General features: G+C 33.6%; 22 protein-coding genes. 7 read left to right on the forward strand and 15 right to left on the reverse strand.

Translation table 11 applies throughout. The features are described 5' to 3' along the window. Nucleotides 1–18: 18 nt before the first annotated feature. A complete protein-coding gene (locus tag OH814_RS07900; protein WP_115620340.1) occupies nt 19–1191 on the reverse strand; it encodes a Pycsar system effector family protein in 1173 nt (390 codons plus the stop codon). A gap of 26 nt (nt 1192–1217) precedes the next feature. Here OH814_RS07900 and OH814_RS07905 point away from each other — a divergent pair, with 26 nt between their 5' ends. Further along, nucleotides 1218–4931: a metallophosphoesterase gene (locus tag OH814_RS07905; RefSeq protein WP_308827810.1), complete on the forward strand. Its 3714-nt coding sequence runs from the start codon at nt 1218–1220 to the stop codon at nt 4929–4931. A gap of 76 nt (nt 4932–5007) precedes the next feature. Here OH814_RS07905 and OH814_RS07910 read toward each other — a convergent pair whose 3' ends face one another. The 7 genes from OH814_RS07910 to ruvX form a co-directional block, all read right to left on the reverse strand. Then, entirely contained in the window at nt 5008–5790 is a 783-nt protein-coding gene (locus OH814_RS07910) for a hypothetical protein (protein ID WP_308827811.1), read from the reverse strand. A 41-nt stretch (nt 5791–5831) separates the two neighbouring features. Further along, the gene (locus OH814_RS07915; protein WP_308827812.1) at nt 5832–6701 is read right to left on the reverse strand and encodes a hypothetical protein; all 870 of its coding nucleotides are present in this window, start codon (nt 6699–6701) and stop codon (nt 5832–5834) included. A gap of 4 nt (nt 6702–6705) precedes the next feature. Then, on the reverse strand, nt 6706–7785 hold the full coding sequence (locus tag OH814_RS07920; protein WP_308827813.1) for an FUSC family protein: 1080 nt from the start codon (nt 7783–7785) through the stop codon (nt 6706–6708). Continuing rightward, the gene (mazG, locus tag OH814_RS07925) at nt 7786–8553 is read right to left on the reverse strand and encodes a nucleoside triphosphate pyrophosphohydrolase (RefSeq protein WP_308827814.1); all 768 of its coding nucleotides are present in this window, start codon (nt 8551–8553) and stop codon (nt 7786–7788) included. A gap of 245 nt (nt 8554–8798) precedes the next feature. Next, complete coding sequence (locus tag OH814_RS07930; RefSeq protein ID WP_076557737.1) at nt 8799–9362, reverse strand: DUF5606 domain-containing protein; 564 nt, start codon at nt 9360–9362, stop codon at nt 8799–8801. 67 nt (nt 9363–9429) lie between these two features. Further along, on the reverse strand, nt 9430–10002 hold the full coding sequence (def, locus tag OH814_RS07935) for a peptide deformylase (RefSeq protein ID WP_076557734.1): 573 nt from the start codon (nt 10000–10002) through the stop codon (nt 9430–9432). Continuing rightward, nucleotides 9999–10415: a Holliday junction resolvase RuvX gene (gene ruvX, locus OH814_RS07940; protein WP_076557732.1), complete on the reverse strand. Its 417-nt coding sequence runs from the start codon at nt 10413–10415 to the stop codon at nt 9999–10001. The genes def and ruvX overlap by 4 nt, the downstream gene beginning before the upstream one ends. A gap of 115 nt (nt 10416–10530) precedes the next feature. On the opposite strand from ruvX, the gene OH814_RS07945 reads away from it, so the two are divergent. Next, nucleotides 10531–11007 carry a histidine phosphatase family protein gene (locus OH814_RS07945; protein ID WP_076557729.1) on the forward strand — a complete coding sequence of 159 codons (477 nt, stop codon included), beginning with the start codon at nt 10531–10533 and terminating at the stop codon, nt 11005–11007. A 176-nt stretch (nt 11008–11183) separates the two neighbouring features. Here OH814_RS07945 and OH814_RS07950 read toward each other — a convergent pair whose 3' ends face one another. Next, entirely contained in the window at nt 11184–12725 is a 1542-nt protein-coding gene (locus tag OH814_RS07950) for a serine hydrolase (protein ID WP_308827815.1), read from the reverse strand. A gap of 80 nt (nt 12726–12805) precedes the next feature. Between OH814_RS07950 and OH814_RS07955 the strand changes: the two genes are divergently transcribed. The 4 genes from OH814_RS07955 (at nt 12806) to OH814_RS07970 (ending at nt 15275) form a co-directional block, all read left to right on the forward strand. Then, complete coding sequence (locus tag OH814_RS07955) at nt 12806–13303, forward strand: metallophosphoesterase (RefSeq protein ID WP_115620349.1); 498 nt, start codon at nt 12806–12808, stop codon at nt 13301–13303. A gap of 70 nt (nt 13304–13373) precedes the next feature. After that, nucleotides 13374–13868 carry a Smr/MutS family protein gene (locus OH814_RS07960; protein WP_308827816.1) on the forward strand — a complete coding sequence of 165 codons (495 nt, stop codon included), beginning with the start codon at nt 13374–13376 and terminating at the stop codon, nt 13866–13868. 18 nt (nt 13869–13886) lie between these two features. Then, a complete protein-coding gene (locus tag OH814_RS07965; protein ID WP_076557721.1) occupies nt 13887–14603 on the forward strand; it encodes a DUF3822 family protein in 717 nt (238 codons plus the stop codon). Nucleotides 14604–14675: 72 nt separating this feature from the next. Further along, nucleotides 14676–15275, forward strand: a complete 600-nt coding sequence (locus OH814_RS07970) for an RsmD family RNA methyltransferase (protein ID WP_076557719.1) — start codon at nt 14676–14678, stop codon at nt 15273–15275. Between the two features lie 31 nt (nt 15276–15306). Here the strand turns inward: OH814_RS07970 and murI are convergent, their stop codons facing one another. The 6 genes from murI to OH814_RS08000 form a co-directional block, all read right to left on the reverse strand. Continuing rightward, on the reverse strand, nt 15307–16137 hold the full coding sequence (gene murI, locus OH814_RS07975; RefSeq protein WP_076557718.1) for a glutamate racemase: 831 nt from the start codon (nt 16135–16137) through the stop codon (nt 15307–15309). Nucleotides 16138–16245: 108 nt separating this feature from the next. Beyond that, entirely contained in the window at nt 16246–17370 is a 1125-nt protein-coding gene (gene hemW / locus OH814_RS07980; RefSeq protein WP_123886120.1) for a radical SAM family heme chaperone HemW, read from the reverse strand. After that, on the reverse strand, nt 17367–18845 hold the full coding sequence (locus tag OH814_RS07985; protein ID WP_123886121.1) for a rhomboid family intramembrane serine protease: 1479 nt from the start codon (nt 18843–18845) through the stop codon (nt 17367–17369). The genes hemW and OH814_RS07985 overlap by 4 nt, the downstream gene beginning before the upstream one ends. Nucleotides 18846–18946: 101 nt before the next feature. Beyond that, nucleotides 18947–19897, reverse strand: coding sequence for a PorP/SprF family type IX secretion system membrane protein (locus OH814_RS07990; protein ID WP_076557714.1), 951 nt, complete (start codon nt 19895–19897; stop codon nt 18947–18949). Nucleotides 19898–19948: 51 nt separating this feature from the next. Continuing rightward, complete coding sequence (locus tag OH814_RS07995) at nt 19949–21016, reverse strand: RluA family pseudouridine synthase (protein WP_115620356.1); 1068 nt, start codon at nt 21014–21016, stop codon at nt 19949–19951. Between the two features lie 72 nt (nt 21017–21088). After that, entirely contained in the window at nt 21089–22126 is a 1038-nt protein-coding gene (locus OH814_RS08000) for a PASTA domain-containing protein (RefSeq protein WP_308827817.1), read from the reverse strand. A gap of 153 nt (nt 22127–22279) precedes the next feature. Here OH814_RS08000 and OH814_RS08005 point away from each other — a divergent pair, with 153 nt between their 5' ends. After that, complete coding sequence (locus OH814_RS08005) at nt 22280–23269, forward strand: D-alanine--D-alanine ligase (RefSeq protein WP_308827818.1); 990 nt, start codon at nt 22280–22282, stop codon at nt 23267–23269. The last annotated feature ends 43 nt before the right edge of the window (nt 23270–23312 follow it).

Consider the following 23312-nt stretch of genomic DNA (forward strand, 5'->3'; position numbering starts at 1 on the left):
TTTTATACAGTTTTTTAATTAAAGCGAAAGAAATGCGTATGCGAAAGACAGTACGGAAATCACAATTCCTGCCATAAAAATCTTATACGTAATCGAAAGAAGTTTGTATTTTCTGTCTAAAACTTTCCCGAGGTAATAGAGATCTTTCACCATAGAATCGTAGATATAATCTCTGTCTTTGATGAGATCATGCATAGAATTCAGATAATGATTAAATTCCATTTGATGAAAATTTCCGAAAAACAAGAGATTTACTTTACGGTCTTTGATATCCTGATCGGTAAAAGTAGTTTTCGTCACATTGGGTTTTGTAGAAAGAATGGCGAAAATAATGGTCAGTACACTCGATATCAACAAGAAAAAAGTTGGGATGATAAGATGGGTGTTTTTGGGTGCATCCAATTTTGGAACCAATACAGACAAACATACCGAAATAATAATCGCATTTACTGAAAGTAAAATATTGGCTTTGCTGTCTGCAATATCGCTTAATCTTGTATGATTATTCAATGTCACTCTGAAGAGCGTATCTACACTTCTATCTGATTTTTGGTCTTTATCCTTTTTTGAATCTGAATTTTCTTTTTTGGGTTTCTCTTCTTTATCAATCTTCTTTTCCAATTTTTTTACATTTTTCAGTTTAAGCGGCTCCCAGTTTTCTTTAGCATAATCTGTAAAATACCGGTGCTTGTTTTTAAGAAAATCTACATTCATCTCATTCCATTCATCATTTGAAAAACACATTCCTCCCGTTAGTTCCCATTCTTTACGCAAAGCTTCTGCAGAATCATTATAAAACGGACTTGCAAAATGACTGAAGTCTGCATCTTTCATGATCATTTCTAAAAGACCCTCAGGCTGATGATGTTTTTCGGTAGAAAGAATAAGCCTGGAAACTTCATCAATATACTCGTCAGAAAAATTATCTTTCTTAAGAAAATCTTTCATAATAACAGAACTTCTTTGCTCGTGACCTTCAGCATTACAATCGGTAAAACCTACATCATGAAACCACAATGCAAGCAACACTTTTTCTCTGTCGACTTCAGGTAAATTGGTGTGCTTTATGATTTCATCTGCTTTCTGAACAGCGTATGTGGTATGAATAAAATTATGATAAAAATATACAGAAGATAACTTATCTTTGAATAAGTTTTCAACATAATTTTTAGCTTTGTCTAAGATGCTCATCACAGAATTTTTCTTAATGTAAATGTATGAATTTATCCTTTAAATCTTATTTAAAAAAAACATCGCCGGCAGCAAAAATGTTTCTGCTTTCAGGGCTTCTTTTATCTTGTGCTACCTACAACGTAAAAAAGGGTAAAAACTTACATGAGGTGCCACAATCTGAAGTAAAAAAAGATAATGATTTTCAGATTTTTCTTGTTGGTGATGCCGGAAATGCAGAAGAAATTCAGGCGCAGCAAACATTGAATTTTCTTAAAAACAAAATAGATTCTGCCAACAGCAACTCGATGCTGATATTTTTAGGTGACAACATTTATCCTTTAGGAATGCCTAAAGAAAGCGACAAAGGCTATCCTCTTGCAAAAGAAAAAATGGAAAACCAGCTGGCAATAACCAAAAATTTTAAAGGTAAAACTTTAGTTATTCCCGGAAATCATGATTGGTATCACGGCTTGGATGGTTTAAAAGCACAGGAAGAGTTCGTGAAAGCGTATCTGAACGATAAAAAATCTTTTTTGCCTAAAAATTCATGTCCGATTGATGATATTAATTTAACGAAAGACATTAAGCTGATCATCATCGATTCTGAATGGGCATTAATTAATTGGGACAAATATCCAGGAATCAACAAAGGTTGTGAAATCAAAACCAGAGACGATCTTTATACAGAATTCAAAGATTTAATTACAAAAAATCAGGATAAAAGAATTATTGTTGCGCTTCATCATCCGGTAATCAGTTCTGGCGTTCATGCCGGATTTAATTCTGCAAAATCTCATCTTTCAGCATTTAACGGAAAAGTTCCTATTCCGGGAGTTGCCACTGTACTTACGACATTGAGGAGTACTTCCGGAGCGAGCATGGAAGACATCAACAACAGCCATTATGCAGATTTTGCCAACAGAATTAAAAGTATTGTTCAGGATAAAGAAAATGTAATTTTCGTTTCGGGGCATGATCATAATCTGCAGTATCATGCAGACAATAATATCAGACAAATCATCAGCGGAGCCGGTTCAAAAACAGATCCTGCCACGATTGTCAATAAAACTGATTTTTCTTACGGCGGAAGTGGTTTTGCTGTTTTAAATCTCAGAAAAGATTTGAGTTCCGATGTAGAATATTTTTCAACAAAAAATAATGAGCTCAAAAAACTAACACAGATTTCAGTAATTCCTCAGCCTAAAGTATTTGAAAATAATTTCCCAAGTTCGCTTCCTGCAACATACACCACAACTATTTATGCTGATAAACTGACTAAAAAAGGGAAAATTTACCGTTGGCTTTGGGGAGATCATTACCGAAAATATTATGCTCTTCCAATCGAAGCAAAAACGAAAGATCTTTCGGATATGAATCCCGGTTATTCTCCTTTCAGAGAAGGTGGCGGAAATCAGTCGAACAGTCTCCGTCTGAAAACCAATGACGGGCAAGAGTTTGTAATGCGCGGAGTACAAAAAAGTGCTGTCCGCTTTCTGAACGCACAAGCTTTTAAGAAAAACGATTTCGGAAACGAATTAAATAATACTTTCCCTGAAAGATTCTTACTCGATTTTTACACGACCAATCATCCTTTCACCGGGTTTGCCGTAAACAATATGATCGATAAGCTGGGTATTTTTCACAGCAATCCAGAATTATATTATATCCCGAAACAAAAATCTTTGGGTCGCTACAACAAAAATTATGGTGATGAACTATACATGATTGAAGAACGTTTTTCTTCTGATCCTAAAACTTTGCAGTCGCTTGATAATGCTTCAGATATTGTTTCTACGTCGGATGTTTTGAAAAACATGCGGAAGGACAGCAAATATTCTGTTGATCAGGATTTATACATCAGAGCAAGGATTTTTGATATGCTGATCGGCGATTGGGACAGACATGAAGATCAATGGAAATGGGCAGAATATAAAACAGGAAATAAGGTCATTTACAAACCGATCCCAAGAGACAGAGATCAGGCTTTCAGTAATTATGATGGCGCTGCATTTACTTTTATTATGAACATCCCGATGATTCGTCACATGAAATCTTTTAAAGATGAAATAAAAAATGTGCGTTGGGTGAATATGGAGCCTTATCCTTTAGATTTGATTTTCTTGAAAGGTTCTACCGAGCAAAACTGGAGCGAGCAGGCAAAATACATCCAGACACACCTTACAGATGCAGATATTGATGTTGCTTTTAAAAACCTTCCGAAAGAAGTTCAGGATGAAACAATTGCCGATATACAGAGAAAACTGAAACTAAGAAAAGAAAAAATCGAAGATAATGCAGTTGAATACTATCACATCCTGCAGGAAAAAGTTCCGTTGGTGGGAACTTTAGACAAAGACAAATTTGTAATCGTAAAGAATGAAAATTCTGTTGATGTAAAACAGTTTAAAATTAATAAAGATAAAACTGAAGAATTGGTTTTTGAAAAATCTTACGACGGAAAAAAGACAAAAGAACTTTGGATCTACGGATTGGATGATGATGATATCTATGAAGTATCAGGTGACGGAAAATCTAAAACAAACATCCGTCTAATTGGTGGTTATAATCATGATGTTTACAGTGTATCCAATGGAAGAAACGTAAAGATCTATGATTTTAAATCTCAGAAAAACACGTACGAAACCAAAGGAGCTGCAAAACACATCAGTGATGATTACGACACCAATACATACAACTGGAAGCATCCGAAATACAACTTCTTTGCGGGTTATCCTATGGCCAATTATAATCCTGATGATGGTGTGATTTTGGGAATTGTAGCCAATTATACAGTCAACAATTTTATTCGTGACCGCTTTACTCAGAAACATAGTTTAAGTGCCAATTATTATACTTTAACAGGTGGATTTAATGTTGGTTATAAAGGAATCTTCAAAAAAGCAATCGCAGGATGGGATGCCGGAATTGATGCAACCTACACGACTCCATTTTTTGCGAGGACTTTCTTTGGTTTGGGCAATGAAACGGTGTATGAAAAAGATGAAGTGAGTAAAGATTTCAACAGAGTACGAATTTCTCAGTTTAAATTTGCTCCTTCCATCTCAAAAACAAGCTGGCTGAATCTGAAACATCAGTTCCAGTTGAATTTTGAGCATTCACAAGTACAGTTCAATGAAGATCGTTTTATCGCTGCTTCTCCGGAAGTTAATCGTGAAGTTTTTAACGGGCAACAATTTGCGGGAGCTAATTATACCTTCAGTTTTAAGAACTTTGATAATAACGCTTTCCCAACTTTAGGTTTAGAAATGATTTTAAATGCAGGCTGGAAAGCCAATCTTTCAGAATTCAATCAAAATTTTGCATCTTTTAAAGGAACTTTAAACCTGTTTCGCAGAATCGATAAACAAGGAAAATTTGTTTTTGCCAACTCTTCCAATGCAATGATTATCAACAATAATAATTTTGAGTTTTATCAGGCTGCAGCCATCGGTGGAAACAATGCAATGCGCGCTTACAGAAACGAAAGATTTGCAGGGAAATCATATTTTGTAAACAATTCTGAGATCCGTTGGGATTTTGGCCGTGTGAAAAACAATATCGTTCCTGTGAATATGGGAATTTTAGTAGGCTATGACGTAGGAAGAGTGTGGGTTGATAATGAACAATCAGACAAATGGCATCAAGGAGTCGGTGGCGGATTTTGGATGAATATTCTCGAAACTTTTTCCGCAAGAATCGATTACTTTACCGGTGAAGATGGCGGCAGAATTTCTGGTGGTGTTGGTTTGAGCTTCTAAAAGAAATTTTATTTTAGTATGCTAGCTTAAATTTATCATAAACAAAATCCGCAGAGAATTTCTGCGGATTTTGTTTTTATAACGGGTGATAAAGTTTGACCTGACCATCTGAATCATACTGATACGTCCATTCATTATTTCCATTCCCAGGTAAAGATTGAGGATTTTCTAAGTTCTGAATTATATAATTTGTTTTTCTATAATTATTACTTGATAGACTCTTTTCGTAAAAGTTATCATTTAATAAATAGAGTTTTTTAAAAGGATTTTTAGAATTATCAAAATTTGAATACGTTGTCGTAGTTAAGGTTTTATCTAACCCACCAGCTTTCTCTAACTTTTCACTTTTGATTAAGTTATTATTTGAGTCAAAAAAATACGTATAATATGTTTCAAAAGTATAAGTTTTAGAATATACTTTTATTTTCCCAGATTCATAAGTAAAATTTTTAACCGTAATTAATTCATTAAACTGATTGTATAATTCGGCTTTTTTGGGTTTATCATTTTCCATTGTATAAACAATAGTAGGATAAGTATCATTTGAATATTTTACTTCTGTTTGATTATTATTATATGACAAAGTAGTAAATGAGTCTGGATAAAAACTATCCGGTAACCATATGTTTTCTGACTTTACGAATTTACCAGTCATTCTGACTAGTTTCCCATTTTGATAATTAAAGGTATAATACCACGATGGCTGAAGTGATGCCAATTTAGGAAACTCAATGTAATGCACAAATGCTTTATTTGGTTCTAAATCTGTTGAAAGTTGCTGATTCTCCAGCATATCATTCGAATTTGTACTACAAGAAATTATTCCTAAAACGAATAAAAAATAAAAAAGTTTTTTCATGGTTAATTTTAAAGCCTACAAAAATAGTTTTTATTTAAAAATTACAAACTAAATTTATACACATTTCCACCTTCTTTTTTATCCTTTTCATCAGCAATCAGCAAGGTTTTATCATCAACAAAAACCACAGCTTCTTTTTGTGAATTGTGATTTAAAGGCACTTTCTGAATTTTAGCTGAATTAAAATCATTTGCCGTAAACCCTGAAAGTACGTGAATATTTTTATGCGTTAAAAGCACAATTTCATTTTTGGAATTAATTGCAGCCGATGTTATGGCAGCATCACTGTAACCTCCTTCAAGCTTCAGTTTTCCGACTAATTTTGCTTCAAAGTCGCCTTCTTTATTTGGAATCTGGAAAACAAGAAATTTTCCGTCAAAACCTTTGCTTCTGTTCTTTGTAAACAAATAAAAACTTCCGTCTTTCTCTACAAAAGCTTCGCAATCGTACAGCAAATTAGATTTTTTGGGAGGAAATTCAGTCTGTCCTTCATAATGAAATTTAGTCGTCTGAATGACCTTTGTAGATTTCTGAGAATCATTTTTTAAATCTAATTTTAAGATGGAAAGATTTTGTCTGTCGTTCTCATTATTTCCAAAATCTCCAATGTAAATATTTCCGGCTGCATCTTTTGTAATATCTTCCCAATCGTTATTTTCTACATTTTCTACAAGCACATCAGTAACCAACTCACCTTGTCGGTTGAGCCCATAAACTACATTTTTATTTCCTGCATCTTCAATCGCCCAAATGGTTTTCTGATCTTGAGAAAGGGCAATTCCTGAAACTTCTTTCAGTTTTTTGGGTAGTGAAAATTCTGTTTTCAAATCTTCCTGCGATTTTGTTACTGAATCCTGAGCTTTCGGATTGCAGCTCATTAACATAAAAGCAAATACAACGAGAATGCGCATAGTTTTATTTTTTTAATTTTTTAAACTGAAAAAAAGAATATCTGATATTTTTCTCCAATTGATTGATGATTTGCTGGTGATGCAGAAAAAAACCCGCAGCCAATCCCATCAGACTTCCGATAATGGTGTCGAGCAATCTTGCCTGCATCAGATTTTCAACCTCATGATGAACGGTACTTCCTACTTCTATTAAAAGTAAGGTAAGCGGCGTAATAAAGATAACGGCAAAACCATAGTTTCTTACAATCATCAATTCAACTACGAATTGTAAAACTACAATAATTCCTATCATTACAATTTTTTCGGGATCAAAAAGCAGAATCAGCCATGCTAAACCCAAACCAATGAAAGTTCCGAAAATACGGTGCATATTTCTCTGACGCACATGTTCAAAATTTCGTCCTTGAATAATAGCAACGGTAGAAATGGAGATCCAATATGTATTTTGAAATTTTAAAAGATGACCGACAATTAAAGTCAGCATCATAATTAAGCCTATAATTGTACTTTCAACAAATTTCGTATATCTTTTCTTCTTAAAAACTCTTCTTGGAACATTGACCACTTCACTTTTTTCAACAAAAACTGAATAAAGAAAAGCCAATGAACAAGATAAAATTGCTCCCATTGTGACCAAACCAACTCTTAAAGGAATCATTTCCAAATCAAACTGATACGTACTTGCCATCGCCGCCAACATAATAAAGAAAAAATTTCCAGGTGGTGGAATTTTAAAATAAGAAGTGATAAAATGTGACAGAAAAGAGACAATCCCGACAGATAATGCCGCTGTATAAATATTAAAACTAAAAAAAAGACTGATCGTAAAGGAAAATATAATTCCGAAAGCACAAACCGCCAAATGAATCATTCGCTGACTGATTGGTGCTGTAGTAAAATACAATATCGTCAACGCTCCCAAACTCGAAAGACTTCCGTAATTTGGTTTTCCGGAAAACCAGCCTAACAAAAGCGGAATACCAATGCACAATGCAGCAAGAAACGGGAAATGCCATTTTCGCTCGGTTTTCTTCATTTCAATAAGATATTGAAACCGGTTTCTGACAGGATGTTCGACTTTCATTTATTCAAAACGTTTTGCTTTTTCCCAGAGAACATCCATTTCTTCCAAAGTTATATCAGCTAATTTTAAATTTGCCTCAGCTGCAAGCTGTTCCATTTTCTGAAATCTTGAAATAAATTTCAGATTGGTTCTTTCTAAAGCCGAATCAGGGTTTAGACCTGAAATTCTTGCATAATTAATCAATGAAAAAAATACATCTCCCAATTCCTGTTCTTTTTTATTTGAATCTGTTTCTGCATGAAACTCATTGATTTCTTCATCTACTTTTTTCCAGGCATCTTCAGCATCAGGAAATTCAAAGCCAATTCCTTTTACTTTGTCCTGAATTCTGTAGGCTTTCACCATACTTGGTAAACCTTTGGGAACGCCGCCCAAAATAGATTTATTGCCTTCTTTCAGCTTCAGTTTTTCCCAATTCTGCTTTACTTCTTCTTCATCCTTCACTTCGGTATCGCCATAAATATGTGGATGGCGGAAAATGAGTTTTTCGTTTAACGAATTGATGACATCAGCGATATCAAAGCTTTCTTTTTCTGATCCTATTTTAGCGTAAAAAACCAGATGCAGAAGTACATCGCCGAGCTCTTTTTTAATTTCGGTTAAATCTTCCTGCAAAAGCGCATCAGAAAGTTCGTATGTTTCTTCTAACGTCAGATGACGAAGCGTTTGAAGTGTCTGTTTCTGATCCCACGGACATTTTTCACGAAGATCATCCATAATATCTAAAAGTCTTCCGAAAGCTTCGAGTTTTTCCTGTCTGGTATTCATAATTTAAAAATTCAAAAGTCTTACAAATTTAATTATAATAAAGCTTCTTTACTGTCTATTCAAAATAAAAATCAATTTATTTCCCCGACCCTAAAAGGAGTAAATTGATTTGTATGCACTCCGTTGAAATATAAATTTCTTCCTCCCTTTAGGGTTGGGGAAGAAGAAATTTTGCAAATTATTAATTCTAACAAAAAAACCTCATCATTGCTGACAAGGTTTTGTATTAATAAAGATAAACTAAATTATCCCATTTTTCTGTGTGTACTTTTCGTAGCTGCTTTAGCTCCTGTACTTGCTTTTACTTTTGGAGTTGCAGGCTTATCTGCTTTTGGAGCCGCTTTTTTCGGAGCCGCTTTGTCAGCAGTGATATCACCTTCAGCGCTTTCACCTTCTACAGTTTCCGGTTCTGCTTTTACAAAGCTTTCAGGAGTGATGTATCCAGCTTTGTGAAGGATATTGTACCACTGAGCCAATTTCTTAATATCAGAATTGTAAACTCTTTCTGTATCGTAGTTTGGAAGAGATGCAACCATAAACTCAGCCAATTCAGCTTCTGAAGATTTGTGACTGATCGTCTCTTTGTAATCGTAGTTTTTAGCAATATTTTCAAAAACCTCAAACAAAGGAACCTCTTTATCAAAAGTAAACATTGCGATATTATCTAGCAAGCTTACCTGACTAGAATTACCGATACTCACTTTCTTTTTGGTAGTAACTTCTTCAATGATGAATCCGTTTTTCAACTGCGACACCAATTTGTAAAGACCTGGTTTCCCAGAGATTGAAATTATTTTTTCTAACAGCATAATTTTATTTTTTTAATTTCAGTAAAAGCTATAACGCTTTTTATAATAATATATTTCTTAGTTTAAATTATTTTGGAAATCTCATTTTGTAGCTTATAGATACTTCTCCTTGAGTGATTTTTGTAAGTTTTCCTTTTACCAGCTTTTTCTTCAAGGCACTTAAGTGATCAGTGAAAAGAGTTCCTTCAATATGATCATATTCGTGCTGAATTACGCGGGCTCTAATATCGGAAAAAGTTTCGGTATGCTTTACAAAATTTTCGTCATAATATTCAATCAGAATTGTGCTTTTTCTTTTCACATCTTCTCTTACATCAGGAATAGAAAGACAGCCTTCGTTAAACTTCCATTCTTCGCCAGATTCTTCAAGAATTTGAGCATTGATGAAGACTTTTTTAAAGTCTTTCAGCTCTTCGGCAATATCTTCGTAATCTTCATCTTCAGCCAAAGGCGTCACGTCTACGATAAATATTCTTATATCTAAACCGATCTGCGGTGCAGCCAAACCGATACCGTTTGCACTGTACATCGTTTCAAACATATTATCGATCAATTCCTGCAGATCCGGATAATTTTTGTCTATCTCTTTTCCCGTTTTTCTTAAAACAGGATCTCCAAAAGCTCTTATTGGTAAAATCATCTTGTTTTTTGTTCTAAAAAATTCTGCAATATGATGGTTGCACTTACTTTATCTATTAATCCTTTTTGTTGTCTCTGCTTTTTACTTTTTCCGCTTTGCGAAATAAAAAACGAAGCCATTTTTGAGGTAAATCTTTCATCAAGACGATGAACTTCAATCTGCGGAAATTCTTTTTTAAAGTTTTCTATAAACCCTAAAATATCTGTTTCTACTTCTGAAATATTACCCTTCAAGTCTACAGGAAGACCTACCACAATTGCTTCCACACTATTCTCAACGGTATATTTTTTTAAAAAATCCATCAGAAAACGTGTTTCCACAGTATCAAGACCACTTGCAATAATCTTCATATCGTCGGTTGCTGCAACGCCACAACGGGCTTTACCGTAGTCTATAGCAATGATCTGTCCCATAAGTCTGCAAATTTAAGAAATTTTACTCATTTTATTCCTAACACAGTTTTTTTTATAAATCATGTTTTTTATACGTTAATTTTTGTTTAATTTTATCTTACTCAAACTCAATACAATGAAGAAACTTATCCTCGTAAGACATGCAAAAAGTGACTGGCCCGAAGAAACCAGCGACTTCGACAGACCTTTGGCAGATAAAGGTTTGCTGGATGCTTTAAAGATGTCTAAATTTTTAAAAAATAATGATATCGTAATAGATTATTTTGTTTCCAGCCCTGCAGTAAGAGCTTTGGCTACCTGCAAAATTTTTAATCAAACCTATAATTCAACTTTTGTAACAGACGAAAAACTATATAATCCTTCTGAAAATAATTTTCAGTCGGTCATCTATGATTTAAATAATGATGTGAATTCGGTTGCGTTTTTCTCACACAATAATGGTATTTCCAACTTTGCCAATTCTATTTCTGAGGATATTTTTCATTTCCCGACTTGTGGTGTTGCAGGATTTCAAATTGAATGTGATTCTTGGGCACAGTTTGATGGAGCCGATAAGAAACTACTTTTCTTTTACGAACCCGGGAAAATTTAATTAATCATAAACACGTAAAATTTCATCCTTTGGAAGGGCGAAAGAATTTTTGACGAGGAGGGTTTGAAAATATGAGCTTAAGTTTCAGCTAAAGCCCATTTAATTTTAGAAACAGAAAAACGGGCTAAAGCCCGTTTCTATTGATAAAAAATCACTATTTTAATTCTTAAAAACCATTACTTTCTTCTCAAATCAAGATCATCAAAATCAAAACTGAAATCTGTAATATCTGAAATTGCTTTCATTTTTGCAGATTCTGCTTTTCCGGTTTCATCATAACTGAAAATAATGTATGCATCGGCATCATAACTTCTGTCATCCCATTTGATAATAAAGGTATTATTTGAAAAAGGAAGCAATTCACCTTTCAGTCTTGGAGAGTTTTTACAAGAAATTCTGTAAGTATTCCCCTGCTGAGCAATTTCCACATCGCCAAACCATTGATCATTATATCTTCCGACAAACTGTTCTGCTTTTGGATGTAGGTTTTTATCTTTTTTGAAAGCATCAGATTTTGCGAAAGCTTCTTTTTTCTGTTTATTATATTCTGCTTCTACCTTCTGTATTCTATCGGCATAGTTTTTCAGCCAGTTTCTGTCGGCAATTCCTAAATAAGAATCTTTCACCGTGTTTGTAATCGTGTTGAAAGCTACTCCGGATTGCTGATTCGTTAAAACTACAATTCCCAATTTCATGTCCGGAATCAAAGTAAACTGAGTTACCGTTCCAATCAATCCGCCGGTATGCTGTACTTGTTTATGACCTTTCACATCACTTAAAAACCAACCTAAACCATATCCGTAAAAGCTCGTATCGTAAGGATTTTTCATTGCAACTTTATCAGGAATCTGCAAACTCCAAAGCTGCTGAACGTTTTTATCTGAAACTAATTTTTTACCATCTTTAGTAGTGAAATTATTCAGAAGAAATTCTGCCCAAGTCGTCATATCTTTAATGTTACTCATAATTCCGCCAGCGGCATTTCCTGTCTCGTTCCAATCATGAGGAACGGCAATGGCCTTTCCATCAACAGGAGCATGAGCATCAATTTTATTAGCAACTGTTTTTGCTCTGTTGTAACTTCCGAAACTTGAAGTCATGCCAACCGGTTTCATGATTTTTTGTTCGATAAAATCGGCCCAACTTAATCCTGAAACTCGGTGAATCACTTCTCCGGCAACAATAAACATGATATTATTGTAATCTAAAGTTGTACGGAAAGGGTTTTCAGGTTTTAAATACCTTACATTATGTATAATATCATTCACCGTAAGATTTCCGCCTTCCGGAAAAAACATCAAATCACCCTGTCCCAAACCTAAACCGGCTCTGTGAGTCACCAAATCCTTGATCGTTACATTTTGAGAGACGTACGGATCGTACATTTGAAATTCAGGAATATATTTTGAAACTTTATCATCCCAATTTAGTTTTCCTTCATCTGCTAAAATCGCCAAAGCAGTACATGTAAAAGCTTTAGAATTGGATGCAATTCCCACCAAAGTATTGTCATCCATTGGTTGTTTTGTTGTTAACGAACGTAGCCCAAAACCTTTTGAATAAATTATTTTTCCGTCTTTGATGACACCGACCGACATCCCCGGAACATCGAAGGTTTTTAAAGTATTTTGAATAAGTTCGTCTAATTTTTTTTCTTCAACCTGTGCAAAAGAGATGAAAGAAACTAAAAGAAAGAATAAAGAGAAGTTGTGCTTCATTATTTTAAAATTTTCTCAAATTTAAACAATTCAGTATAATTAAGTAAATTTGAAATCTCAAAAAAAGTTTACGTTAAACAATGACCAAAATTTTACTCCTCTCCGATTCTCATTCCTATATTGATGATCGAATTTTAGATTATGCAAAACAAGCTGATGAAATCTGGCATTGTGGAGATTTTGGAAGCTTTGAGATTATTGAGCAACTCGAGAAAATAAAGCCTTTAAAAGGAGTTTACGGAAATATCGACGGGGCAAAAATCCGCTCTGAATTTCCTGAAGTAAACCGTTTTTTTTGTGAAAATGTAGAAGTTTTAATGATTCATATTGGTGGTTATCCCGGAAAATATACTCCTTTAGCCAAAAAAGAAATTTCAGAAAAAGCTCCGAAATTATTTATTTCTGGGCATTCTCATATTTTAAAGGCAATGTATGATGATAAATATAAATTGCTGCATCTAAATCCGGGAGCTTGCGGAAAACAAGGTTGGCATAAAATGAGAACGATGATGCAGTTTGTAATTGATGGTGAAGAAATAAAGGATCTGGCGATTATTGAGTTGGGTCCAAAGGTTTAGAGTTAGTTAGTTAGTTAGTTAAAATTAAAAAAATAAAAGATTGCTTCGTTCCTTGCGATGAAAGATAATTATGAAAATTGGCAATAAAGTTTCGGTAGTGGATGAAGATTTAAGCGGAGTGATTACTTCGGTGAATGGAAATATTGTGGTTTTTAAAGACGAATATGGTTTTACCTATCAATATCCGAAAGAAAAGCTGGTTCCGAAAGACGCTGAAATTTATGAAAATATTAAAATCATAAAAAAAACTGAACCCAGAAAAGTAATTTCTAAAAAGCATGATAAAAGTCCATTAATTCTTGATTTACATTTTCAGAATCTGGTAAAGAATCCGCATGATTATGACAGTTTTGAAAGACTGTTTCTGCAAAAGGAAAAATTAATTCAAATCATTAATTTTTGCCGCAAAAATCATTTAAAAAGACTTGAAATTGTCCACGGCATTGGCGATGGTGTACTTCAAAATTTGGTTTGGGACGTACTTGAAAGCCAGCCCAATCTTGATTTTTACAATAAAGAAATACTTCATCATCAATCGGGTGCGGTAATGGTAGAATTTCACTAAATTTGCAACAATTGTAATATGAACGTACTAAATTTACTTTTTACCAAAGACGGGTTGATCTACCAAATCATCAAAAACAAAAGTGTTTTGGAGGAAAAGTCTTATTTCGTAAACGAAGAATCGCCAAAGAATTTTATTTCAGCAAAGCTGGAAGATGCATTGCTAAAACAGAGATATGACGAAATTTCTGTAGTTTCTGCACTGAATCATTTTACTTTAATGCCTGAAGGTTTTGAAGATCACGATTCGGGATATGATCTTATTGCCTTCAATGCGCCTGTTGACAAAGAAAATGAAGAACTGATGCTTTCTGTAAACAAAAAGTTTAAGCTACAGTTTTATTATACTTTTCCGAAAGAATTTTATAATAAAATAAAAGATCTTTCAGTTCCGGTAAAATTTAATTTTTCGGGAGAGAAATTTTTAAATTCGATCAACAATAAGAATAATAAAGAAATTCACATCAATCTTTATCATAACCAATGTGAGTTTTTTGCGATTTCAAATAAAAAAATCATCCTTTATAATAACTTGGATGTCAATTCGGAAGTAGACTTTCTTTATTTTGTGATGTTTACGTTAAGTAAAATCGGTTTTGGAATAAACGAAACCTATTTTTATGTGTATGGTGAAACCACAGAGAATGAAACATTCATTTCAGAACTTCAGAAGTTTGTAAAAAATCTGAAAGTTGTCTATGATAATGTTCCGAACAAGAATTTTATCCTTAATTAGGTTACAGGATGCAGTTTTTAGGATTTAGTTTCTACTGCTACCTTTCACCTATCATCTAAAATCTAACAAAAAATGTACAGAATAATTGCCGGTAAATGGAAAGCAAAAAAAATAGCAGCTCCCAAAAACTTTGATGTAAGACCAACCACCGATTTTGCTAAAGAAGCCCTTTTCAGCATTTTGGAGAACACTTACGATATGCAGTCGATTTCCGTTCTTGATCTTTTTGCAGGAATTGGCTCCATTACTTTTGAATTTGCGTCAAGAGGTTGCCAGGATGTGACTTCGGTTGAAATGAACCCGAAACATACGTCTTTTATTAATGCTACCGCTTCAGAATTAGATATGAGCCTGCAGGTAAATACGCAAAGAGGTGATGTGTTTGACTGGCTTAAAAAGTTCAGGAATAATAAATCTTACGAAATCGTTTTTGCTGATGCGCCTTTTGAAACTGAGGAAAAAAAGTATCACGAATTGCTTTCTTTGGTTCTAAAAAATAAATATCTGAAGCCTAACGGAATTTTAATTGTTGAACATCAAAGCAGATTAAAGCTTGATCATCCGAATTATAAATTCACCAGAAAATACGGGAATGTGAGCTTCAGTTTTTACGAACCTTATCAGGAAACTGAAATCGAGACACAAGCTGAAAATAGCGACATTGCAGAATAAAAAAAAGACTCATCATGAGTCTTTTTTCGTTTTATAATACTTTCAATTCTAAATCGATCGTCTTACCAAAGAATTTCTTGGAGATTTTTTCGAAATTTTTGGTAATATCCGAAAGGTAAAATTTGTAATTCGGCTTTGGATTATTATCATTCAAAAGATGATATTTATCTAAAATAATCGTCAAATGATTGGCTACAATATTTGGAGAATCAATTACACGAACGCGGTTTCCGTAATATTGCTTGATCTCATCGATCAAAAGCGGATAGTGGGTACAGCCGAGAATCAATGTTTCAATATTTTTCAATTTGGCATTACTCAGATAATTGTAAATGATAGAATGCGTAATCGGATGATTTTTGAAACCTTCTTCAATCGCAGGAACCAAAAGCGGAGTCGCCAGTTCATCCACTTTAATAAACTTATTATGTTTACGGATGCTCTTCTTATACAAACCCGAATTCACCGTTGCTTTCGTTGCGATAACCCCAACATTATTATGAATTTCGTACGCCACTTTTTCGGCAACAGGATTGATAACGTCAATCACAGGAACTTTCCCTGCAACTGAATTCATAACATCCTGCAATGCATTTGCCGTAGCCGTATTACAGGCAATTACAATCGCTTTGCAGTTTTGTTCTAAAAGGAAATTAGAAATTTTCGTAGAATATTCTATAATCGCTTCTTTTGATTTTTCACCGTAAGGAAGATGCTTAGTATCCCCAAAATAAATAAGATCTTCATGGGGAAGAAGTCTTTTTATTTCTTTGGCAACCGTCAAACCTCCCACTCCACTATCAAAAATACCGATAGGCTGCTTTGGCGAAAGATGCGAATAATCTTGTTTTTTAGTTTTCAAACGATGTGAAATTTGGTACAAAAATAGTGAAATTGTCGGATGTTGGAAGACGGATGTTGGAAGTTTTTCACAAACAAGCCTTCCATCTTCTAGCTTCTGACTTTCAGCCTAGATAATAAATAAATCAGAAGCAATTCCGTCTGCCATAAACCAATGTTTTTCAGGAATTTTAAGGTGATTATTTTCAATTTTTAAAATTCCTTCCTCTATTTTATGCTGAATTTCTTTATTAAATTTATCTAAGATATTAGGTAAAAATTTTTGATTTAAACTTGTTAAATCTACACCCCAAATCGTCCTTAAACCAATCATAATCATCTCATTGAACTGATCTTGCTGTGAAAGAATTTCGGTTTCTTTGGCTAAAATATTTGAATTTAATTTTTTGATGTATTGTTGATTATTGGCTACGTTCCAGCTTCGTACATCATTTCCGTTGTAAGAATGTGCGGAAGGGCCAATTCCCAAATATTCCTGATATTTCCAGTATGCAGAATTGTGTCTTGAATAAAATCCTTCTTTTGCAAAATTGGAGACTTCATAATGATTAAAACCATGATCTTTCAGAAAATCAATCATGTAATAAAACTCACGATTCTGCTCTTCTTCTTTGGGATTTGAAACTTTTCCTTTCAAAATCCAGTTTTCTAAAGCTGTTTTTGGCTCAACCGTTAAAGCATAAGACGAAATATGTGGAATTTCAAGTGCAATGGTTTTATTTAAATTTTCCTTCCAGATTTCCAGATTGGAAGTTGGCGAACCGTAAATTAAATCGACACTCAAATTTTCAAAGCCAAAATCCTGCGCTCTTTTAATAGAACCTTCTGCTTCGGAGGCATTATGTGCACGATTCATCAGTTTCAGATCTTCATCAAAAAAACTTTGCGTTCCGATAGACAAACGATTAACAGGAGAATTTGCTAATCCTTTTAGAAATTGAGAATTTAAATCATCAGGATTGGCTTCCAGAGTAATCTCGATATCATTATTAAAACTGAAATATTTTAAAACTTCATCAATTAAAGACTTTATTTCATCTGCCGAAAGTACAGAAGGAGTTCCGCCACCAAAATAGAGAGACTTTAAATTTTTATTCTGAAGCTCGTCTTTTCTAAGGAAAATTTCCTTTTTCATCGCATCCAACATTTCATCTTTAAAATTCAAAGAAGTGGAAAAATGAAAATTGCAATAGCTGCATTTCTGTTTGCAGAAAGGGATGTGAATGTAAATCATTTATTTTTTAAAAACAACCAAGATAATAAAGCTCCAAATAAAAAACCAGAAATATGCGCAATATTATCTGAATTTGTAATTAATCCAAAAAGTAAATTTAATAACAGATATCCAAATGTAATAAATATAACAGACTTATTTTCTTTGAAACCGTCAATTATCCCTGCACCAAACAATGCCCCGATAATTCCAAATATTGCACCAGAAGCTCCCAATCCCACATAATTATTATGAAAATATAATGTTGCTATAGTTGATAAAAAACCTGAAATAAAATATATAACAGCCAATCTTTTTTCTCCAAAAATTTCTTTAGTAAAGATTGCAGCTATAGCCAACGTAAACATATTGTAAACAATATGCGGTAAACTGCCATGCATAAACATTCCACTTAAAAATCGCCAAATTTCTCCTTGACCTATTTTCTCACTACTTACTGCGCCGTAAAGAACTAAATCTTCTGTTCTAGGATAAAATATGTCTACCTGCAACAGTCCTAAGACTACATAATAAATAATATTCAAATTAATTATGGTAGGTAAAAAATAGCTTCCTTTTTTGGGAATCAGAAAATTCAAAATTGATAAAAACTCATCATTTTTCTTTTTATATTCTACTTCTTTATAAGGTATAAAAATTAAAGAAAAAAGCATGATGAGCAATCCACCTCCCAAAATTTTTAAATATAAATACAAAAAAGAGTTTGCATTTTTAGACTTATTTATAACAGGTTTTAAAATAAGTGCAGACTTGTCATGATTACCAATTAACTTATCAAAAGTTTCTTTTTCATCAGATTCGAAGAGCTTTTCAAAATTATGTTCTTTGGAAAAATCCTTTTTTGTGAAATAATGAAGAGTATTTTGAATAAACTTTTTCGATGCAGCCTCTTTTTTTTGATTTGATAAACTATAACTGATTGTTGAATCTTTAATTTCAGAATACCAGACTTTAGAAATATTTTTAACCGAACCAGAATCTTTAAAAATAGGAGCGATAAAGAAAATTTGCATTTGTAGCTTGTCTCCATTTCTACCAACTATTTTTGTTTGAAAATCACCTTTACCTTGGCTCTCATCAACATATAATTTATTAATTTTATAATTAGAAATACTACGATCAAATTTAATTTCTGATACTTCCTTAATATTAATACTCTTATAAAAATGCTTAGTGAAAAAATTCTGGGAAATTATCATTAAAAAGAGAATTAAAATCCATGATATCAATATATATATAAAATTATCTTTTTCTTTATTTTTAAACTGCAATACTAAAAATTTCTTCCGTATTAAGATTACTGAAAAGACAGAAATAAAAAATGGAATAATAAATTCCCAAGTAATAATCTTTATATCTATCTCTAACTTTAATTCTATAATATATCTAAGAAAAAAACATATCAGAGTTGATATTAGAATTGCCAATAATAAAGCAGGCAAAATACTTTTAACTTTCTTAAAGTAGTTTTTCATCTTTTGTATTTAAAGAGATAGCACCAATTCTATTTGAATTGGTGCTATAAAACTTATTATCGGATTACAAAAACCCAATGATTAATATCAAATTAAATTGATTAATATCTAAATCCTCTATGATTAATAAAGTTATCGAAGTTATAACCAAGACCCAGCATAAAGCTGTTTCCTCCATACGTCTGGATATCAGACATTCCAAGATTGTATGTAGCACCAATCATAAATTTATTGAATCTTACTTTTACGATAGGTGAAACACTTAATTCCTGATTATCAAATCTGTTTTGAACCGCTCTGTAGCTTACCCCAAAAGAGAATGCATTGATGTCATTAGAGAATGTAGCCATCAGGTTGAAGTCTGTCATTCTTGTAGAATTGGTATTTAAGTTAACCAAAACTGATGGAGATATTGCAATATTGTCTGCGATATTCCAATCGTATCCTAAGTTTAAGAAAAACTTGATTGGTGAAGGCTCGTAGTTGTTTACGATAGATTCGTCATTGCTTAATGCAATATCGTTTACCGAAACACCCCCGAAAATTCCTCTATACGTAGCTGCTAAACCGAAGTTTGCATATGCCATAAAGATATTACTTTCATTACCTTGCAACAATGGGTCGTAACCGTCTTCAGTATTAATTTTAGAATAATCAAAATTCATATTATAAAAATTAACACTTGTACCAAAAGAAAACTGATCTTTTCTCTCTCCTTCACTGCTAAGTGGGATAAAATAAGATGCACCTGCAGTAATACCTCCAGCTGAAATAGGTCCATTACTATCTCTAAAAACGGAAAGACCCGCTCCTACTCTGTCAAAAATATTAGCATTGATCCCCACAGACTGTACGTTGGGAGACTCGCTAAATTTTGAAAATTGTTGTTGATAGTTTAGGTTAAGCTGTACGTAGTCTGTTTTACCGTATTGAGCAGGGTTGAACAGGAACTCACCATCCAAAAGATATTGTTGATAGTATGGTAGTGATTCTTGTGCTTTGTATGCATTCGACAAAAGAGCTAAACATACGATAGCATATAGTTTTCTCATAACAAATCTTGATTTCAATTCAACAAATATAAAAAAAATCTCAATATATTTTTAGTTTTCTAAATAATTTCTCCATTTTTTTACAGCATCCGCCATATCTTGAGGCATTGGGCTCTCAAAATACAATTCCGTTTTGGAAGTTGGATGTATAAATCCTAAAGTGTGTGCATGAAGAGCATGTCTTGGTAAAACATCGAAAACATTTTTTATAAAGTGCTTATACTTAGGAAGATTCACTCCTCTCAAGGCGATATTCCCTTCATATCTTTCGTCATTAAACAAAGTATGACCGATATGTTTGAAATGTGCTCGGATCTGATGCGTTCTTCCTGTTTCAAGTTTACATTCTACCCAGGTCATATATTTGAAACGTTCTAAAACTTTATAATGTGTAACGGCGTGCTTTCCCTGGCTTCCGTCAACATATGTGTACATCTGCATTCTATTTTTGGGATGCCTCCCGATGTGCCCCGTAATGGTACCTTCATCGTCCTTCACATTTCCCCAGACAAATGCCCAATACAGACGCTTGGTTTTTCTTTCGAAAAATTGCTTGGCAAGGAAGCTCAATGCATATTCATTTTTGGCAATTACCAAAAGTCCAGATGTATCTTTATCGATTCTGTGAACCAAACCTACTCTGTCTAAATCTGATTTCTGTCCATTTTTCTGAAAATGAAAGGCTAAAGCATTTACCAAGGTTTTGTCCCAGTTTCCAAATCCAGGATGTACCACCATTCCCGGTTCTTTGTCTACAACAACCAAATCGTCATCTTCGTATACAATATTAATAGGAATATCCTGCGGAACAATGAAGTTTTCACGGGGCGGATGAGTAAGTAAAACAGAAATCTGATCTCCTGGTTTTACTCTATAATTCTGCTTTACAGGATTTCCGTTAACTACGACATTTCCGGCACGGCAAGTCTGCGAAATTTTATTTCTGGAAGAATTTTGTCTGAAATTAAATAAAAATTTATCTATTCTTAAAGGTTCCTGGTTACCATCAACCGTAATATTAAGATGCTCGTACAGACCTTTATTTTCATCATCAATGTCAACACTGTTATTGGCATCTAAAAATTCTTCGTCTAAAAAATCCTCGTTATCTTCTGTCATTGCTTTATCTATATAAAAGGCTTCAACATAATTAAAGTTGAAGCCTTTTTTTATTTTAAATTAAAAATCAATTTATATAATTACCTTTTTAGCTTTAGGCTTTTCTGTTGCAGGAGTTGTCGTTGGTGCAGCAGGTTTTGGTTTATCTCCAGTAGTTGTAGGTTTTGCTGAAGTTCCAGTTGGTTTTGCCGTCTCAGTTTTAGGAGCTTCCTTTTTCTGAGGCGCCGGAGTTGGAACCGGATCATTGATTGGCGGCGGATCCTGGAAGTTTGGAACCTCATCATATCTTACCGGTGGCAAAGTAGTATCTACTCTCATACGGTAAGTAGAATTAAGTATTTCTATTTTCCCACGCAGCTCGGCCGGTGTTTTTTTACTGGCCCAGAGATCGATCTGCATGCCCTGATCTCGCGCATCTCCGGATGCCGGATCTTGATAATATACAATATCTGAATCATCATTTCCTCCATCTTCATGGTCTACAAGACCTACTTCAAAAAGATTTCTTGCAATTACTGATTTTGCTTCTTTCACCGTTAATCCTACAAGATTTGGAATGGCAATATTTCGCATAGGGCCAGATCCTACCACAACGTCAATTACAGAGAATCTTGGGATCTTAGTTCCTGGTTTTATAGAATTTCCTTTAAATAAAATTCTTAAAACAGCATCTTTCTGAATGCTTGGTTCGTAAATAGTATCTGAAACCTTAAGACCTACCTGCTCCAATCTCTGGAAAGCCAATCCCGAATATTTATTAATAACATCAGGAACCGCAACCGGAGCCCAGCTTTTAGGATTTACCATGAGCTGAATAGCTCTTCCATCTTTCACACGAGATCCAGGAGAAGGATAAACCTTCAGAACCTGAAGCGGTCTGTATTTAGGGTTATAAGCTGCACTATCGACTTCATAGTCGAGTCCTGTATCTTCTAATATTTTTACTGCGTCATGAACAGATTTATTAATGACATTAGGAACAGGAATTTCCTGCCCATGATTGGTGTGATACTCCAACCAACGGAAAGTAAGCCATACCAATCCTATAAAAATACCGATGGCTACTAATAAATTCAGTAAAACTTTCCAGTTGAAAAGTGATTTAAGCATACTTAAAAATACTTTAATAATAACGACAAAGATAATTAATAATTTTATAATGAAGTTTTTATTTAGCAGATTTCATTTTTGTTTCAAAAAAATAAGAATTCATTTATTTCAATATATAAATTGTTTAAATTTGCCCTTATTGATAATATGCATATGAGCAAAAAACACGTTGCCGTAGTTATGGGAGGCTATTCTGACGAATATAAAGTTTCTCTGAAAAGTGGCCAGTTAATATATGATTCCTTAGACAGAGATCTATATGATGTCTATAAAGTGATTATTCTGAAAGATGAATGGTATTTTCTGGATGAAAATGAGAATAAAAAACCCATCAACAAAGGTGATTTCTCGGTTACTTTAGATCGTAATGAAGTGTTAAAATTTGATGCTTGCTTCAATATTATCCATGGAACACCCGGCGAAAACGGAATTCTTCAGGCTTATTGGGACGCTATCGGACAAAAATATACCGGTTGCGATTTCTATCAAAGTGCGTTGACGTTCAATAAAAAAGATACGTTAGCCGTTCTCTCAAAATATGGAATACCTTCTGCAAAAAGTGTTTATTTAAGAAAAGGAGAACATATTAATGTTGATGAAATTATTGATAATCTAAGTCTTCCTGTATTTGTAAAACCTAATCAATCAGGATCTTCATTGGGTATTTCTAAAGTAAAAGAAAAATCTGAACTGATTGCTGCAACCGAAATTGCTTTTAAAGAAGATGATGAAATTTTAATCGAAAGCTTCCTAGACGGAATGGAAGTTTCTGTTGGAGTTATTGATTTTAAAGGTGAAACCATCGTTTTAGGAATTACAGAAATTGTTCCTACAAACGAATTTTTCGACTATGAAGCTAAATATGAAGGTGCTTCAGAAGAAATTACTCCTGCAAGAATTGATGCAGAAACCACAAAAAGAGTAGAAGAAATTGCAAAAAGAGCTTACAATTCTCTTGGAATGAGTGGTTTTTCGAGAAGTGAATTTATTTTAATGGACGGAATTCCTTATATGCTTGAAATGAATACCAATCCAGGATTTTCTCCAGCAAGTATTCTTCCGCAACAGGCAAAAATTTACGGGATTTCAATAAAAGACCTCTGTGGAAATGAGGTTGAAAAAGCTTTACAAAAGAGAAACTAGATATTAGAAGTTAGAGATTAGAGTAAAAACAACTCATAATTGA

This window comes from Chryseobacterium sp. CFS15 (assembly GCF_031118795.1).
Taxonomy (GTDB): Bacteria; Bacteroidota; Bacteroidia; order Flavobacteriales; family Weeksellaceae; genus Chryseobacterium; species Chryseobacterium indoltheticum.